The sequence below is a fragment of the Pantoea sp. ME81 genome (genome assembly GCF_903970985.1).
Classification (GTDB): domain Bacteria; phylum Pseudomonadota; class Gammaproteobacteria; order Enterobacterales; family Enterobacteriaceae; genus Pantoea; species Pantoea communis.
In genome coordinates this window covers 1-15,652 of sequence record NZ_CAJCKS010000040.1, presented here as the reverse complement: position 1 = coordinate 15,652, position 15,652 = coordinate 1, and the positions used below count along the sequence as shown (strand labels likewise).

Below are 15,652 nucleotides of genomic sequence, written 5' to 3'. Positions count from 1 at the left end.
AATTCTTTACAAATTCATGGCGCAATCAGGATCATAAAATGACACATGCCAGAAATGAAGTCCTCTGGATCAACACGTTAAAAGGTGCCTGCATCTTGCTGGTGGTGTTGCACCACTCGATTATCACCACTTTCGCTCCCTCACTGCATCACCTCACGGCCGGCATGGTGCCTGCGCACTGGTGGGTGACCTTCAATACCTATCTTTCACCGCTGCGTATGCCCGCTTTTTTCTTTGTCTCAGGCCTGCTGGCGGCCAGTTCGATCGTCAAAAAGAGCTGGAAAGAGGTGTTTACCAAGAAGTTCAGCAATATCGTGTATCTCTATTTGCTGTGGGGGGTGATTCAGTGGCTGAGCATTCACTATATCTCCACGCACCTCGGTGAGCGGCTGTCCAGCACCAAAAACGCTGCCTATGCCGACACGCCGTTTGAGTTCCTTAAACTGCTGCTGACCTCCATGACCAGCCTCTGGTATCTGTACGCGCTGGCGGGCTTCTTCCTGTTCACCAAACTGTTCCACCGCCAGAAAATGGCGCTGATGGCACTGGCGATTGTCGCGACTTACGCTGCGCAGTTTAGCCTGATCCCTGGTTGGGGGCCGGCCAGCGTGGCGCAAAACTATCTCTACTTCCTGCTCGGCGTATTCTTCAGCCAGTCTCTGATTGAGATTAGCCAGCTTAAGCGCCAACACTGGCTGCTGCTGGCAGGCATCGCGGTGATTGGCGTGGTACATCATGTGGGGGGCATCTATAAAAACCCGTTCTACAGCCTGCTGACCATCGTGTTTGGTATCGTCGTGTGCCGTTTCCTCAATGAGCGCCTGAACATGGCGTGGCTGAACTGGATTGGCCGTAACACGCTGCAGATTTACGTACTGCACCGCATCTTCATAGAGTTGCTGGGACTGAGCGCGATTGCCCTGGCGCTGCATTATGGCTGGTTTGGTCATGCGGCCTTCAGTTGGGCATGGGCGCTGCTAATGCCGATGACGGGCGTGGCGCTCTGCGTGACGATCTCACTGGCGGTGTGGTCACTGCTGAATCGCGGTCCAGGCAGAATGTTATTCATCTATCCGCGACTGTTGCGAAAACCAGTGCAGGAGACAAAAGCGGCACCGCTGCAATAATCAAAAAGGGCCAGTTCGCTGGCCCTAATTATTTTCTCTTAGCACAATATTAATATCCGCGTTTATCCATCTGCCACATTTCATAATTATCCTAATAAAATTTGATTTTAATTTGGTTTGTTTGTGGTGGATTGCTCTTAATTTCCCTGTATTAATTGCTAACCTTATTTCCCTCGTCATACCCTTAGTGACTCTAATTTGGGAAGATATTGTTAGCCTGCTTAGCATTTGATTAATGTCTGGAACTGTAAAGTATTGTTATATCAGGACCAGCAAAAAACTTTTAGGACTTTCGCTAGAGTCATCCCCCGCCAGCTTGTTTAATAATCGTTGAATAACCAGAAATGCATCATTGTTTATTTCCTCATACTTCTCCTTAAAGACCTACACAGCAGCGGGAGTTAATCATATGAATAACGCCAGGAAAGAAGATATTGCATGGGTCAATACCCTGAAAGGGGCCTGCATATTGCTGGTGGTGTTGTACCACACCGTATTACCCGGATTTGAAGGAACGGTGAAATTATTGACGGCGGGTTGGATACCGGCAGAAATATGGGTGCAGTTTAATACTGTTTTATCTCCGCTGCGTATGCCAGCCTTTTTCTTTGTTTCGGGCTTGCTGGCAACCAACGGGATTCTTAATCGTCCGTGGAAGCAGGTATTTACCAGTCGTATTACCAATCTGTTCTATCTCTATATTTTATGGGGCTTTATTCAGTGGTGGTCGATTGTGGGCATCTCCACAGAGATCACCGGTCAGCGTATCTCACACAACCTGAATGCCGCCTATGCGGGTTCACTGTTTGAGTTCCTGAAGCTGACGTTTATGGCGATGAGCACCTCGTGGTATCTGTACGGACTGGCACTGTATTTCCTGTGTGCGAAGATCTTCCACAAACAGAAAGTGGCGTTGCTGGTGGTCGCGATTGCGCTTAACTATCTGGCAGTGGAGAAGATCATTCCGTATTGGGGGCCGCAAAGCGTGGCGCAGTACTTCCTGTTCTTCCTGCTGGGCGCGTTCTGGAGCCCGCTGATGCTGCGTATGAGCGAATGGCGTCGTGAAAATCTCGTGCCATGGGCGCTGCTGGCGGCGGTATCAGGCATTCACATTATCTTTGGTCTGGATAAGAGCCTGTTCCTGTGCATCATCGCGGTGCTGGCGAGCGTGGCGGCCTGCCGCTGGCTTAACGCGCACTTTAAGATGACGTACTTTAACTGGATTGGCCGTAACACCCTGCAAATCTACGTGATCCATCGTATTTTCATTGAGTATTTTGGCATGTCTGCGATTCTGTTCGCTCAGCGCCATCATCTGTTTGACTATGCCTGGTTCTCCGTGTTGTGGGCGTGTTTCTATCCGGTGGCGATTGTGGGGATTTGCTCGCTGCTGTCGGTGGCGGTGTGGTCTGTCACCAATCGCGGGTTGGGGCAGTCGCTGTTTGTCTTCCCGACCTTGATTGGCATGAAGCGCAACAAGTCTGCGGCGTAAATACAAAGCGCCAGAAAACAACGTCGCAACCCATGGGTAAATTCGTCGCGGCGCGCCATGAAAAAGGGCCCTTGCGGGCCCTTATCTTTTTAACCAATCGTCATCAGACTGGCGTTACCACCCGCTGCGGCGGTATTCACGCTCAGTGAGCGCTCTATCAACAGACGTTCCAGCAGCAGATTGGTTTCGCCACGTGCGAAGCCCTGCACCGAAACAATCGCGCCGTCACGCGCAGCAACCTGCTCGCACAGCACACGTAACTGATCGGCGTCACCGTGATAGATCACCGCATCAAACCCGGCTGCCAGCACATCTTTCACCAGCACCACGTGTTTTTGTACGGCGGCAGGTAGTGATTTGCGCAGCGCGCGATGCAACTCATCATCCTGCCACAGCGCCTGGCTGCCCACGCTGGTCACTGCCGCCAGTTGTATCAGTGCGTCCTGCTCGTTATCCGCAATACAAAGGACGTGATCGCGCGGCAGAAGCGTGAAGGTGTTACGTTCACCCGTTGGGCCAGGCAGCAGTCGCACCGTACCCGCCTGCGCCAGCTCGTCATAACGCTGACAGAGTGCCAGCAGTTCAGGTTTATCCTGCGCCCAGCTCTGCAATGCCTGGTGCGCGCTCATCAGCTCAGCACGTACGGAACTGTCGACTGGACGCTCGGCATCCTGACGATCGAAGGTCTTACGCAGTGCACTGTCTGGGCGGTTTGCCAGCAGGCGATAGAGATACAAAGGACCACCGGCTTTTGGACCGGTGCCGGATAAACCTTCTCCACCAAAAGGCTGCACGCCGACGACTGCGCCGACCATATTGCGGTTCACATACAGGTTACCGACCTTCGCGCCTGCCGTGACTTGCGCGATGGTTTCATCGATACGCGTGTGCACACCCAGCGTCAGACCGTAACCAGAGGCGTTAATCTGATCGATCAGCTGTGGCAGGCTGTTACGCGCATAACGCACCACGTGCAGCACTGGGCCAAACACTTCTTTATCCAGATCGCTCACCTGACCCAGCTCGATCAGGGTGGGCTTGATAAAGGTGCCGCTGGTCCACTCTTTGCTGTCTTGCGGATTGTCCTGCGCCGCCTGATACACGGTGAAACCTTTATTGCGCATCGCCTGAATGTGGCGCTCGATGTTACCTTTGGCTTCGGCGTCGATTACCGGGCCGATATCCGTAGAGAGACGTTCCGGATTGCCCATGCGGCATTCGGCCATCGCGCCACGCAGCATTTTCAGGGTGTGATCGGCGACATCATCTTGTACGCACAGCAGACGCAGCGCCGAGCAACGCTGTCCGGCGCTGTCAAAGGCGGAGGCAACGATATCGACCACCACCTGCTCAGTCAGCGCCGAAGAATCCACGATCATGGCGTTCATGCCGCCGGTTTCAGCAATCAGCGGCGTTGGGCGGCCTTGCGGATCGAGACGACCCGCCAGATTGCGTTGCAGCAGCGTCGCGACGGCGGTGGAACCGGTGAACATCACACCGCGTACTCGCTCGTCACCCGTTAACTGTGCACCGACAGTCTCGCCCTGGCCCGGCAACAGTTGCAGCACGCCTGATGGCACGCCCGCATCCAGCATGATTTGTACCGCCTGCGCGGCAATCAGCGGCGTCTGCTCAGCGGGTTTCGCCAGCACGCTGTTACCGGCTGCCAGTGCTGCAGCAATCTGACCGGTGAAGATCGCCAGCGGGAAGTTCCACGGGCTGATGCACACCACCGGGCCGAGCGGACGATGGGTTTCGTTATCGAAATCATCACGCACCATACCGGCGTAGTAATAGAGGAAATCAACCGCTTCACGCACCTCGGCAATGGCGTTGTTGTAGGTCTTACCTGCTTCACGCACCAGCAGGCCAATCAACTGCTGCATCTGGCCTTCCATCGCTTCGGCGGCGCGCTCCAAAATGGCTGCACGTTCTTGTGGCGGGGTGGCAAACCAGATTGGACCGGCATTCACTGCGGCATCCAGCGCTTCCGAGACTTCTGCTTCGCTGGCATCGCGCACGCTGCCCACCACATCGGCTGGCGCAGACGGGTTGAGTACCGGACGGCTCACGCCGTCACCCAGCTCACCTTCGACCAGCGGCTGGGCAATCCATGGCTGGCTGGCGCTATTGAGCAGGGCGCTGGAGAGTGATGCCAGACGATGTTCGTTAGCCAAATCCAGACCGGCTGAGTTGGCGCGCTTCTCACCATACAGATCGCGCGGCAGCGGGATTTTCGGATGCGGTAAACCGACTGCGCCTTCGGTCAGCGCCATCTTCTCCACCGCAGAAACCGGATCGGCAACCAGCTCATCCAGCGGCAGGGTGTTATCCGCGATGCGGTTAACAAACGAGGTGTTGGCCCCGTTTTCCAGTAAGCGACGTACCAGATAGGTAGCAGGGTTTCATGGGTGCCGACCGGTGCGTAGATACGGCACGGACGGTTCAGTTTGCCGTCTGCCACTTTGCCGACCACCTGCTCATACAGCGGTTCACCCATGCCGTGCAGGCACTGGAACTCGTACTGACCCGGATAGTAGTTATTGCCTGCCAGCTGATAGATCGCTGCCAGCGTGTGAGCGTTATGAGTAGCAAATTGCGGGTAGATCAGATTCGGTACCGCCAGCAGTTTGCGGGCGCAAGCCAGGTAAGAGATGTCGGTGTACACCTTGCGGGTATAAACCGGATAACCTTCCAGCCCTTCAATCTGCGCACGTTTGATTTCGCTATCCCAATACGCGCCTTTCACCAGACGGATCATCAGGCGACGGCGGCTGCGTTGGGCGAGATCGATCAGGGAGTCGATCACAAACGGGCAGCGCTTCTGGTATGCCTGAATCACAAAGCCAATCCCGTTCCAGCCTTCCAGTTCCGGCTCGAAGCACAGTTTTTCCAGCAGATCGAGCGACAGTTCCAGACGGTCTGCTTCTTCCGCATCGATATTGATACCGATGTCGTAAGAGCGCGCCAGTAAGGTCAGTGATTTGAGGATCGGATATAGCTCTTCCATCACGCGCTCATACTGCGCGCGGCTATAGCGAGGATGCAGGGCCGACAGTTTGATCGAGATGCCCGGACCTTCATAGATGCCACGGCCATTGGAAGCTTTACCAATGGCATGGATCGCCTGCTGATAGGACACCAGATAAGCTTTGGCATCGCTGGCGGTCAGCGCCGCTTCACCCAGCATATCGTAGGAGTAGCGGAAGCCTTTCTCTTCCAGTTTGCGCGCATTGGCCAGTGCTTCCGCAATGGTTTCGCCGGTGACGAACTGCTCGCCCATCAGGCGCATCGCCATATCCACGCCTTTGCGGATCAGCGGTTCTCCACTCTTACCAATAATGCGATTAAGTGAACGCGACAAGTTGGCTTCATTGTGAGTCGATACCAGACGTCCGGTAAACAGCAGACCCCAGGTCGCGGCGTTAACGAACATCGACGGGCTGCGGCCCAGATGCGACTGCCAGTTGCCATTGCTGATTTTGTCGCGAATCAGCGCGTCACGAGTTGGTTTGTCGGGAATACGCAGCAGCGCTTCCGCCAGACACATCAGCGCCACGCCTTCCTGCGAAGAGAGGGAGAACTCTTGTAACAGGCTTTGCACCATTCCGGCGCGTCCGGTTGCACCTTTTTGGTGACGCAACTTATCCGCCAGGCTATAAGCCAGCTGATGGGTTTTCTCGGCCAGCGGGGCAGGGAGACGCGCCTGCTCCAGCAGCATCGGTACCGCATCCGTTTCCGGACGACGCCACGCAGCGGTGATGGCAGAGCGCGTGACCGACTGCGGCAAAATATGTTCAGCGAAGTCGAGGAAGGGCTGGAATGACTCGTCTGCCGTGCCTTCTTCACTGGCGGCGTCGGCGAGCTGGAGGGGAATTTCCGGCAAAGATTCACCGGCTTCCAGCTGCGAAAGGTAGTTAAAAATCGCCTGTTTGATCAGCCAGTGTGGCGTACGGTCAATTTTACCTGCCGCCAATTTAATGCGATCGCGGGTGGCTTCATCCAACTTCACCCCCATGGTGGTCGTTCCCATGATTTCCTCGTCCTCAAAATATGATTCAACATCAGCGTGGGCTGCACTATCACTCATGTTGCAACTTTGTGCAACCATGTTAAATGTGACCTGAGTTGCACGTTTATCAACACTTAAAATCGGTCATGTGAAGAAACGGCACAAAACTTGCTGCAAGAAGCTCGCCAAAGTTGCAACTCCCGTCAACGAGAGCACTCTCATGTTGAACAAGGTGCAACTCAAAGTGTGAGCGTGTGCAACCTATTGGCATTAAATCATCGAAGTCAGGTGAAACCATTGTGACAGCTGTGTTAAATGCATTGTGCGCGCCGCCCCTTTGCGGCAGGATACCGCGCCTTAAGAGAAATCGCTTTCTCTGGATGCGGTAAAGCCCTGATGCCATCACGTTCCGAGGGCTCAGGAAAAAAGATTTCTCTTAACGGATTAAATAATAAGTGGAGAGAGTATGAGTATGAGTACACCGATGTTGGTGACCTTTGTAATTTATATCCTGGGAATGGTGCTGATTGGCTTTATTGCCTACCGTTCGACCAAAAACTTTGACGACTACATTCTGGGCGGACGCAGTTTAGGCAGTGTGGTCACCGCACTGTCAGCGGGTGCATCAGATATGAGCGGTTGGTTGCTGATGGGTTTACCCGGCGCCATCTTCCTTTCCGGCATTTCAGAAAGCTGGATCGCCATTGGCCTGACCATCGGTGCCTGGCTTAACTGGAAAATTGTGGCAGGCCGCCTGCGTGTGCAGACCGAACATCACGATAATGCCTTAACGCTGCCGGACTTCTTCTCCAGCCGTTTCGAAGACAAAAGCAAGTTGCTGCGTGTTATCTCCGCTGTAGTTATTCTCATCTTCTTCACCATTTATTGCGCATCAGGCGTGGTTGCGGGTGCACGTCTGTTTGAAAGCACCTTCGGTATGGATTACCAAACTGCGCTGTGGGCCGGTGCTGCTGCCACCATTCTTTATACGCTGGTGGGCGGATTCCTGGCGGTGAGCTGGACCGATACCGTGCAGGCCAGCCTGATGATCTTCGCGCTGATCCTCACCCCGGTGTTTGTGATTATCGCGGTAGGTGGCCTGGATGATTCACTGGCGGTGATCGAAGCAAAAAGTCTTGAAAACCTCGACATGCTGAAAGGGCTCAACTTTGTTGCCGTTATCTCCTTGCTCGGCTGGGGCCTAGGCTACTTTGGACAACCGCATATTCTGGCGCGCTTTATGGCGGCAGATTCTCACCACTCGATTCGCACTGCACGTCGCATTGGCATGACCTGGATGATCCTGTGCCTGGCCGGTGCCGTGGCGGTGGGCTTCTTCGGTATCGCCTACTTCCAGAACCACCCTGAACAAGCGGCAGGCGTAAGCCAGAACGGCGAACGCGTGTTCATTGAACTGGCGCGTATCCTGTTTAACCCATGGATTGCTGGCATCCTGCTGTCTGCGATTCTGGCAGCGGTGATGTCCACCTTAAGCTGCCAACTGCTGGTATGCTCAAGCGCCCTGACAGAAGACCTCTACAAAGGCTTCCTGCGTAAAAATGCCAGTCAGAAAGAGCTGGTGTGGGTAGGGCGTTTAATGGTGCTGCTGATTGCGTTGATCGCTATCGCGCTGGCGGCCAATCCGGAAAACCGTGTGCTCGGCTTAGTCAGCTATGCATGGGCGGGCTTCGGTGCAGCCTTCGGCCCGGTTGTCCTGTTCGGTGTGTGCTGGAAGCGTATGACACGCAACGGCGCGCTGGCTGGCATGGTGATTGGTGCAGTGACCGTGCTGCTGTGGAAGCAATATGGTTACACCGAGCTGTATGAAATCATTCCTGGCTTCATCTTCGCCAGCATCGCGATTGTGGTGTTTAGCCTGATCGGCAAAGGCCCATCAGAAGAAGCACAGGCGCGCTTCGCTGCCGCCGAAGCTGAATACAACACCAAGTAATTTGTCTCTGATACATCAAGCCCGCCCTTCAAACGGCGGGTTTTTTTATGGAATCGACCAGGCTCCGACACTCGATTTAAAACAACGGGTGATAACGCAGTCTGGTGCCTTTCTGCTCTGAAGCTTCTGTGCGTGTCATTAAAATCGGCAATGCTTAAACATTCAATTCAACGCAATACCACAGCCAAACGTCCAATAAAGGCCATTCCGAAGAGCGAAGCGTCCGCGCCATGGACGGCGCGGCCGATCTGCAGGGATGCGTGGTTTCTTCGCGATCGGGATGGCCTTTAGTGGACAATGCGCTGAACTCGAAGCGACACCTCTGCACTGAACCTGAAGCGATAACTCTGCACCGAACGTGCAGCAGCGGAAACCCGGCATTGAACCTGCAGCGATATCCCCGTACTGAGCTTGCAGCCACACCCCAGCACTGAATATTTATCTGAACGCTGAAATCCCCATCACCCCTTTTCACAGAATCCGTATTACAGCCCGCAAATGAGAAATAATTTCATTCAGTGACTTGTAATTTTACCCGCGATAATGATAATCGATATCGTTTGCACTTTACGTATTTTTACCTAAGGTTTACCCTGCTTAACAATCAAGAGGTTGGTGATGTTCGTACCGTTTCTCATTATGCTGCGTGAAGGTCTTGAAGCAGCTCTCATCGTCAGCCTGATTGCCAGCTACCTGAAACGCACCCAGCGTACTCAGTGGTTCCCCGCGATGTGGGCGGGTGTCTTCATTGCCGCGGCACTCTGCTTAGGCCTTGGCATCTTCATCAATGAAACCACCGGCGAATTCCCGCAAAAACAACAAGAACTGTTTGAAGGCATCGTCGCGGTCGTCGCGGTGGTCATCCTCACGTCCATGGTCTTCTGGATGCGCAAAGTCTCACGTAACATCAAAGCCACACTGGAACGATCGGTCGATCAGGCATTGCAAAAACAGGGCGGCGGTGGCTTCCCGCTGGTTCTCATGGTCTTTCTGGCCGTGGCGCGTGAAGGTCTCGAATCCGTCTTCTTCCTGCTGGCGGCTTTCACCCAGGATGTTGGCTACGCGCCGCCGATTGGCGCGGTGCTGGGCTTATTAACGGCGATTGTTTTGGGCATGCTGCTCTACTACGGCGGCATCCGCCTCAACCTGGCGAGCTTCTTCCGCTGGACCAGCTTATTCATCCTCTTTGTTGCGGCAGGCCTGGCAGCAGGAGCGATTCGTGCCTTCCATGAGGCAGGTCTGTGGAACCACTTCCAGGACATTGCTTTCGATCTCAGCAACACGCTCTCCACCCAATCGGTGGTCGGTACGCTGCTGGAAGGCATTCTCGGCTATCAGGAAACGCCAAGCCTCAGTGAAGTGGCGGCCTGGCTTATCTACCTGATTCCGGCGCTGCTGCTGTTCTTCTTCCCGGCGCGCCCAACGGCCAGTGCTGCGCGCACCACACGCTGAAATTAAATCAGGCGCGATTGCGCGCCTGTTCTTCCATGTAACAGGGATATCACTATGACGATTCGCTTCCGCCGTAAGGCGCTGTTGGTTTCAATGCTGGCTCTCTCAGGCGCTGCATCTGCTGCATCCATCCCGCAAGTCACGGTTACCGTCACTGACAAACAGTGTGAGCCGATGTCACTCAATGTGCAGGCGGGTAAAACCCAGTTCATCATCAAAAACAACAGCCAGAAAGCGCTGGAGTGGGAAATCCTGAAAGGGGTGATGGTGGTAGAAGAGCGTGAAAACATCGCGCCGGGCTTTAGCCAGAAACTGACTGCGAACCTCGAAGCAGGCGAATATGACATGACCTGTGGCTTGCTGACCAATCCGAAAGGCAAACTGGTGGTGTCAGGTGAGTCGAAAACGGCAGCCAAAGGCAAAACCGACATCATGCAGCTGGCCGGCCCAATCACGGACTACAAAACCTACGTGATGAGCGAAGTCAAAGAGCTGGTGGCGGGCACCCAGGACTTCACCGATGCGGTAAAAGCGGGCGATCTGGAAAAAGCCAAAGCGCTGTACGCACCGACCCGTGCACACTACGAGCGTATCGAACCGATTGCTGAACTGTTCTCCGATCTGGACAGCAGCATTGATGCCCGTGAAGATGACTTCGAGAAAAAAGCGGATGATCCGAAATTCACTGGTTTCCACCGCATCGAAAAAATCCTGTGGGCCGACAAAACCACCAAAGGTGCAGAAGAGTTTGCGACTAAGCTGAATCAGGACGTGCTGGATCTGCAGACCCGCATCAGTGAACTGGCCTTCCCTCCGGCGAAAGTGGTCGGTGGCGCAGCAGGTTTGATCGAAGAAGTGGCAGCCAGCAAAATCTCCGGTGAAGAAGATCGCTACAGCCGTACCGACCTGTCTGACTTCCAGGCCAATATCGACGGTGCACAGAAAATCGTTGATCTGCTGCGTCCACAGTTGCAAAAAGCTAACCCGCAGCTGCTGGCGAAAGTCGATGCTAACTTTAAGAAAGTCGACAGCATCCTCAGCAAATACCGCACCAAAGACGGTTTCGAATCTTACGAGAAACTGACTACCGCTGACCGCAATGCGCTGAAAGGGCCGATCACCACTCTGGCGGAAGATCTCTCCCTGCTGCGCGGAACTTTAGGTCTCGACTAATCATGAGCCATAAAAATGACGCGGCAGAGCCGTCGCGTCGTCGTTTATTACAGGGGTTAGGTATGTTGGGCGGCGCGGCCGCCCTGAGTGGCGGTTGTCCGTTCCATACGGCAGCCGCAGCTGACAGCTTCTCTCCTGGCACGGTTGCACCCGATGCGCGCCAGCAGGCGCAACCTTTCTACGGCCCGCATCAGGCTGGCATTATCACCCCGCAGCAAGCTTCGATGATGCTGGTGGCCTTTGACGTCTTAGCCAGTGATAAAAGTGACCTTGAGCGTCTGTTCCGTCTGCTCACAGCGCGCTTCGCTTTCCTGACCAAAGGAGGCGCCGCGCCAGTTGTCACCAACCCGCAGCTACCGCCAATGGATTCCGGCATTCTTGGCGCCGATATCGCACCCGATAATCTCACCATGACGCTTTCCGTGGGCACCTCGTTGTTTGATGAGCGCTTTGGTTTAAGTGCACACAAACCGACGCAACTGCAAAGCATGACGCGCTTCCCCAACGATTCGCTGGATGCCAATCAGTGTCACGGCGATCTGCTGCTGCAAATCTGCGCCAATACGCAAGATACGGTGATACACGCACTGCGCGACATCATTAAGTACACGCCCGATCTGCTGGCCGTGCGCTGGCGGCGCGACGGCTTTATCGCCGACCACGCCGCACGCAGTCACGGTAAAGAAACGCCGATCAATCTGCTGGGCTTTAAAGATGGCACCGCTAACCCTGACACGCATAATCCTGCGTTGATGGATCAGTTGCTGTGGGTCACTGCAAATCAACAAGAACCGGCATGGACGCAGGGAGGCAGTTATCAGGCGGTGCGCATCATTCGTTTCCACGTTGAAATGTGGGATCGCACTCCACTGGGTGAACAGCAAACGATATTCGGTCGTGAGAAACTTTCCGGTGCGCCGCTGGGCATGAAAGAGGAACATGACGTGCCGGATTACAGCAAAGACCCGGATGGCGATGTCATCGCGCTGGATGCGCATATCCGTCTCGCTAACCCACGCACGCCGGAAACCGACAGCAGTTTAATGCTGCGCCGGGGTTACAGTTACTCCTCAGGGATTACCGGTTCGGGGCAGCTAGATATGGGACTCTTGTTCGTTTGCTATCAGCATAATTTAGCCAAAGGCTTTATCACCGTGCAAAAACGTCTCAATGGCGAAGCGCTGGAAGAATATATTCGTCCGATTGGCGGCGGATATTTTTTCGTTTTGCCCGGCGTCCCTGACGAAAAACATTACCTTGGCCAGCCTTTACTGCAGGCCTGATTAATAAACGCACCGTGCCAGCACAGCGATAAGGTTGCGCTGGCGCTTTTTTCACCGACCGTAAACTTTCCCCTGGTCGCTTCCACTTCCGAATGTTCCGAAAAAGTTCGTCGCACGTCAAATAATCCATCCCACTGAAATTGCGAGATAATTTAATTTAAGACGAAAATTCTCATGCTTCGCTTATCTGTTTTTCTTTGTCGTGACGTAAAAATACTGTTGCAAAGCATGGTTAATATGATGCACTTTACTCATAAGCGTTGTCAGTTGTGTGGCTAAGTCCACTGGAGTTCGCGCATGACCCGGTCCTTCTATGGACAGTTAAATACACTTCAGCTAGCGCAGTACACTGCGGGGGATTTCTTCCCTCCAAAGTATCCTCTTCACTTTTCAATTACCGTTTCCGAACTAACGCCAATTCTCTACCGGTGCGCTTCAGCGCTTCGTCGTTGTTGCACACTATTTTCAATGGCCAGACCCGGCTTACAAGGAAGCCAAACAAACCTCTAAAGCGTTCAAGTCATCGCCGCGGGTGATCCGCCGCGATAAATGAAACCAACTGTAAGGTGCCACTATGGGAAGACAGAAAGCAGTGATCAAAGCGCGTCGTGAAGCAAGAAGAGTCGTTCGTAGTGATTCTCGCAGTCACCGTCAGCGCGAAGAAGAATCGGTCACTTCGCTGGTGCAGATGGGTGGGTTGGACTCAATTGGTATGGCGCGTGATTCACGCGATCGCGGTCCGATTGAAGCCAGAAATGAAGCTCAGGCGCACTATCTTAATGCCATAGAAACGAAACAGCTGATATTCGCCACCGGTGAAGCCGGTTGCGGTAAAACCTGGATTAGCGCAGCCAAAGCGGCTGAGGCCCTGATCAATAAGGATATCGAAAGGATTATTGTGACGCGCCCGGTTCTGCAGGCGGATGAAGACCTCGGTTTCCTTCCTGGGGATATTTCCGAGAAGTTCGCCCCGTATTTCCGACCGGTATACGACGTTCTGGTTAAACGTCTCGGCGCTTCCTTTATGCAGTACTGCCTGCGGCCTGAAATTGCCAAGGTAGAGATTGCGCCCTTCGCATATATGCGCGGACGTACGTTTGAGAATGCGGTAGTGATCCTTGATGAGGCACAAAACGTCACTGCGGCACAGATGAAGATGTTCCTGACACGCTTAGGCGAGAACGTGACGGTTATCGTCAACGGTGATATCACCCAGTGTGACTTGCCGTCCCATGTCAAATCCGGTCTAGCCGATGCGCTGGCGCGTTTCGAAGAAGACGAGATGATTGGTGTGGTGCGTTTCGACAAAAACGACTGCGTCCGTTCGGCACTTTGCCAGCGCACGCTGCTGGCTTACGGTTAACCATTGAGTAGTAGTTGATTGAGAGTGTAGCGAAGCAAAACCCGGCGCAAGCCGGGTTTTTTTATTGCTGCTCAGCCTGGTTCAATGGCGCGCATCAATAACTGCTGGTTAGGAAAATCAATCAGAACACGATGGTGCTGTAAGAAATCGGTGCCTAATATACCCTCCGCTGCCATTCGCGAGTCAACATCATCTAATAGCACGACATCGATATCTATTTCCCCGGATGTTGTGTTTTTGATATTTATTTGAGTCGCCCGGCAGCCTTCATAATCCAATTCGTCGATGACTTCTTTGCAGGGATAAACGTTCTCTGTTCTATTTAAACGTTTACTCCACAGCATTGAGTGTGATGCGCCGGTATCCAGCAGCATATTAAAGGTTTCATTATTCTTCATTGCCTCAATGATAATACCCTCATGGGTTAACATTAACGGCAGCGTTAACCATTGCTGACGATCGATATTGAAATCGTCCAGCCGATCAGCGACGGAAAAAAGGCGATGCTGATAATCGATGAGCAGGGCTTTCTGCCGGAATAGCCCCAATCCGATAACCATACTTTCCGGACGTTTGCCGTCAGGCTGCAGCGTCAGCCCCCATGGAACCAGGGAAATCCCTTCAACATTCTCAAAGTTCATACCATTGACGTAAACATGGTGGAACATGAATTTATCATGCAGGAACACTTTGCCGGTCAGATCGGTGGTTCGCACTTTCTCCTTAAGGGATTTTAACCAGGTCACCTGTCGTATAAATGACTGATCAAAATGGAAAGCAAATGCGGAGCCGGTATCAAGCATGAACTCGCCATCCTGACCATTAATATTCAGTGTTGCAATCGGTACTGCACTCTCATCGAATTTAAACGGAATTTCTATTACCGCTTCAGCTAACGAGGTGAATGTCATGGCGCAGATAAAAATGCCATGATGCATAAATCCCTTCATTTATTGTTTTTCCCTATATTAGTATTAACTTCCCCAGGCGTCTTCAGTGTCGGTATTCATAAAACGCGAAAGGTTTACTCCTCATGCTGCGTTATTTTTTATCCAAAAATGTTTTACGCGCCATTTTGTGATCGAACACAGGAACATCTTCGGAAAACCGTGCAGTACGTGCATCACGCTCATAACCCTGAGGTTCACACAGGAGTTGATAAAGCTCCGGGCGACGACCATGGATCCAGCGGCGTCCGGTAGACATCGCCAGTAACGAGAGATCCAGGTCGGCACTCACCAGCGTATCCCTGAAGGAAGTGGTTTCGTTAACGATGCGGCCATAGGGGTCAATCACCATCGCATTGCCGGTACGGATCTCGCCGTTATCCAGTCCGACGCCATTACTGAACAGGACGAAAAGACCGTTATCGTGCGCACGCGAAGGCAGCCAGCGCATCAACCAGCCTCGACCGCTGTCGCTAGCCAGAGCGATTTCCAGTGCGCTGGGATCGCTTTCTCGGTTTTCCCACAGGCTCACCGGAATGGGTTTCATACCAAAGGGACTGCGTGAATGGGTGCCACCTGTTTGATGCGGGGCAATCAGAATATCGGCTCCCATGAGCGCGGTGATGCGGACGTTATCGGTTAAATTATTGTCCCAGCAAATCAGAATCCCGACTTTCACCCCCCATGGCGTGTCAAACACGGTGAATTCATTTCCCTGGGCGATGCCCGCATGTTCGAAAGCATGGATCTTACGATGTACTTGGCGTTGGCCATCCGGCATGCAGACCGCATAGGCATTGTAGAGCAGTCCATTATCATGCTTTTCGATGTAGCCGGCGCCGATCGCCATCT

At 53.4% G+C, this 15,652-nt stretch carries 9 protein-coding genes and 1 pseudogene; 7 read left to right on the top strand and 3 right to left on the bottom strand.

From position 1 onward, the window contains the following. Positions 1 to 38 precede the first annotated feature (38 nt). On the top strand, positions 39 to 1,127 hold the full coding sequence (locus H7A81_RS09835; protein WP_182057368.1) for an acyltransferase family protein: 1,089 nt from the start codon (positions 39 to 41) through the stop codon (positions 1,125 to 1,127). A 409-nt stretch (positions 1,128 to 1,536) separates the two neighbouring features. Then, on the top strand, positions 1,537 to 2,619 hold the full coding sequence (locus tag H7A81_RS09830) for an acyltransferase family protein (RefSeq protein WP_182057367.1): 1,083 nt from the start codon (positions 1,537 to 1,539) through the stop codon (positions 2,617 to 2,619). 89 nt (positions 2,620 to 2,708) lie between these two features. Here H7A81_RS09830 and putA read toward each other — a convergent pair. Further along, a pseudogene (putA, locus tag H7A81_RS09825) lies at positions 2,709 to 6,652 on the bottom strand (trifunctional transcriptional regulator/proline dehydrogenase/L-glutamate gamma-semialdehyde dehydrogenase). A 445-nt stretch (positions 6,653 to 7,097) separates the two neighbouring features. Here putA and putP point away from each other — a divergent pair. The 5 genes from putP (at position 7,098) to phoH (ending at position 13,853) form a co-directional block, all read left to right on the top strand. Then, positions 7,098 to 8,582: a sodium/proline symporter PutP gene (gene putP, locus H7A81_RS09820; protein WP_182057366.1), complete on the top strand. Its 1,485-nt coding sequence runs from the start codon at positions 7,098 to 7,100 to the stop codon at positions 8,580 to 8,582. A 618-nt stretch (positions 8,583 to 9,200) separates the two neighbouring features. Next, positions 9,201 to 10,034: an iron uptake transporter permease EfeU gene (gene efeU / locus H7A81_RS09815; protein WP_182057365.1), complete on the top strand. Its 834-nt coding sequence runs from the start codon at positions 9,201 to 9,203 to the stop codon at positions 10,032 to 10,034. A 54-nt stretch (positions 10,035 to 10,088) separates the two neighbouring features. Next, entirely contained in the window at positions 10,089 to 11,207 is a 1,119-nt protein-coding gene (gene efeO / locus H7A81_RS09810; protein ID WP_182057364.1) for an iron uptake system protein EfeO, read from the top strand. A gap of 2 nt (positions 11,208 to 11,209) precedes the next feature. Beyond that, the gene (gene efeB / locus H7A81_RS09805; RefSeq protein ID WP_182057363.1) at positions 11,210 to 12,490 is read left to right on the top strand and encodes an iron uptake transporter deferrochelatase/peroxidase subunit; all 1,281 of its coding nucleotides are present in this window, start codon (positions 11,210 to 11,212) and stop codon (positions 12,488 to 12,490) included. Positions 12,491 to 13,064: 574 nt separating this feature from the next. Further along, positions 13,065 to 13,853, top strand: coding sequence for a phosphate starvation-inducible protein PhoH (gene phoH, locus H7A81_RS09800; protein ID WP_034824330.1), 789 nt, complete (start codon positions 13,065 to 13,067; stop codon positions 13,851 to 13,853). Positions 13,854 to 13,924: 71 nt separating this feature from the next. Here phoH and H7A81_RS09795 read toward each other — a convergent pair whose 3' ends face one another. Together H7A81_RS09795 and H7A81_RS09790 are read right to left on the bottom strand one after the other, a co-directional pair. After that, positions 13,925 to 14,803, bottom strand: coding sequence for a hypothetical protein (locus tag H7A81_RS09795; RefSeq protein ID WP_182057362.1), 879 nt, complete (start codon positions 14,801 to 14,803; stop codon positions 13,925 to 13,927). 91 nt (positions 14,804 to 14,894) lie between these two features. Then, positions 14,895 to 15,652 (bottom strand): nitrilase-related carbon-nitrogen hydrolase (locus tag H7A81_RS09790; protein ID WP_182057361.1); only part of this gene is annotated, 758 nt, incomplete at its 5' end.

What these genes read in the sequence shown, in the direction of transcription:
- phoH (WP_034824330.1), top strand. Translation starts at nt 13,065, where the DNA reads ATGGGAAGACAGAAAGCAGTGATCAAAGCGCGTCGTGAAGCAAGAAGA.
- H7A81_RS09830 (WP_182057367.1), top strand. Translation starts at nt 1,537, where the DNA reads ATGAATAACGCCAGGAAAGAAGATATTGCATGGGTCAATACCCTGAAA.
- efeB (WP_182057363.1), top strand. Translation starts at nt 11,210, where the DNA reads ATGAGCCATAAAAATGACGCGGCAGAGCCGTCGCGTCGTCGTTTATTA.
- H7A81_RS09835 (WP_182057368.1), top strand. Translation starts at nt 39, where the DNA reads ATGACACATGCCAGAAATGAAGTCCTCTGGATCAACACGTTAAAAGGT.
- H7A81_RS09795 (WP_182057362.1), bottom strand. Translation starts at nt 14,803, where the DNA reads ATGAAGGGATTTATGCATCATGGCATTTTTATCTGCGCCATGACATTC.
- efeU (WP_182057365.1), top strand. Translation starts at nt 9,201, where the DNA reads ATGTTCGTACCGTTTCTCATTATGCTGCGTGAAGGTCTTGAAGCAGCT.
- efeO (WP_182057364.1), top strand. Translation starts at nt 10,089, where the DNA reads ATGACGATTCGCTTCCGCCGTAAGGCGCTGTTGGTTTCAATGCTGGCT.
- putP (WP_182057366.1), top strand. Translation starts at nt 7,098, where the DNA reads ATGAGTATGAGTACACCGATGTTGGTGACCTTTGTAATTTATATCCTG.